Origin of the sequence: Secundilactobacillus hailunensis (assembly GCF_005405185.1) — a bacterium.
Lineage (GTDB): Bacteria > Bacillota > Bacilli > Lactobacillales > Lactobacillaceae > Secundilactobacillus > Secundilactobacillus hailunensis.
In genome coordinates this window covers 1-1,356 of the sequence record NZ_BJDO01000107.1, presented here as the reverse complement: position 1 = coordinate 1,356, position 1,356 = coordinate 1, and the positions used below count along the sequence as shown (strand labels likewise).

1 protein-coding gene is annotated in these 1,356 nt (G+C 45.2%); it reads right to left on the bottom strand.

Features of this window, described 5'->3' with window-relative positions:
- Window positions 1-46 precede the first annotated feature (46 nt).
- Entirely contained in the window at window positions 47-1,318 is a 1,272-nt protein-coding gene (locus FFM73_RS12505) for an ISL3 family transposase (RefSeq protein ID WP_085013206.1), read from the bottom strand.
- Window positions 1,319-1,356: the final 38 nt, after the last annotated feature.

The following is a 1,356-nucleotide window of genomic DNA, read 5'->3' as shown; positions in this document are numbered from 1 at the left end:
GGTTCTTCGTCAACTGTTGTTGGTGAACAAAATATTGGAGTTCTAATCACTTGGTGATTAGAGCTCTTTTTGTATGAACTCGAAAAGCGAACAGCACTCTTAGCCGGAATCTGAAGAAGTTTCGGTAACCAAATCCAGTGCGTTTAATGACTTTAATCTTGTTGTTTGAGCCTTCTAAGGGCCCGTTGGTGTAATGGTGAGTAAAGGTATTGCCAATTTCATCATGATGAGTCGATAGGGTCTGGAGGGTTGCCAACATCTCTTCCGAGCAGCCCTCTAAGTGATGGAACACTTGATTATAGTTGGGCCAATCACGGTTTTTGATGGTTTCACGTAACCGATTCATCACGTCGTAAGTTTGCTTGAGCTCGGGATCAATGTCCAATAAAGCATCAACCACATCAGTGGCAGTCGCTGGATAAGGGAAGTTTGTCCACTTACGGAAAGCTTCGTAGTTGAGGTGATTTTCCGGCGTTAATAATAGCTTCCAATAGCGTTTCAAGGCGTGATACTCGCGTGATGAGGTCGCCAGGGTTTTCATGAGGCGCACCCGCGTCTTATTAAAAGCTCGATTTAAAGCGTTAACCAAGTGGAACGGATCGATGACAACGATGGCGTTCGGAAAGATCTGCCCCACCAATTTGGGATAGGTATAGTTCATATCGGTGACAATAATTTTCACATTTTCTCGCGCAGCCTGGTCGTAATGCTGGAAATACTTTTGAAGCTGATAGATGGTCCTAAAGGGTAACAGGTCGATCAATTCGTGGGTTTCCGCGTCCATAAATTCAAAGCTCATCGCGTCGGTGGCGCTCTTAGTGCTTTTAACTTCGTCCATGAGGAGAACTTTTGGTAAATAGTGCCAGTTGGTTTGAAAGTCCCGTTCAGCGCGCAAGAGCTGCCGACCAACGAATGAATCCGAAGTGGATAACTCATCGGCAATGTGTTTGAGCGAAACCGGTTCGGTCAGTTTTTCTAAGCATTGTTTGCGGGTCGTATTTGAAATCGTGCAGTGTTTCGGCACCGCATTCGTCTGCGCCAGGAAATTGGTATGACAAGCCTTACAGTGAAAGTTTCGCCGATTGAGACACAGGATAACGGTGCTGCCCAAGGTTTTAGCGAATCTAATGGTGGTCTTCCGCCAACCATAGCCAATAATTTGGTGATCATTGATAATCCCACAATTGCGGCATGCCTTGGGGGTGTAGTTTAGGGACCCCACCAATCGAATCACTCCATCATCACCCACTTGTCCTTCCTCAATTATTAAGTGTTCATCATCTATTCCTAACAACATTTTCGTAGTATCATTTGACATAGGGCATTTCCTTTCTTGACTTAATTCTGTGGTGGGAG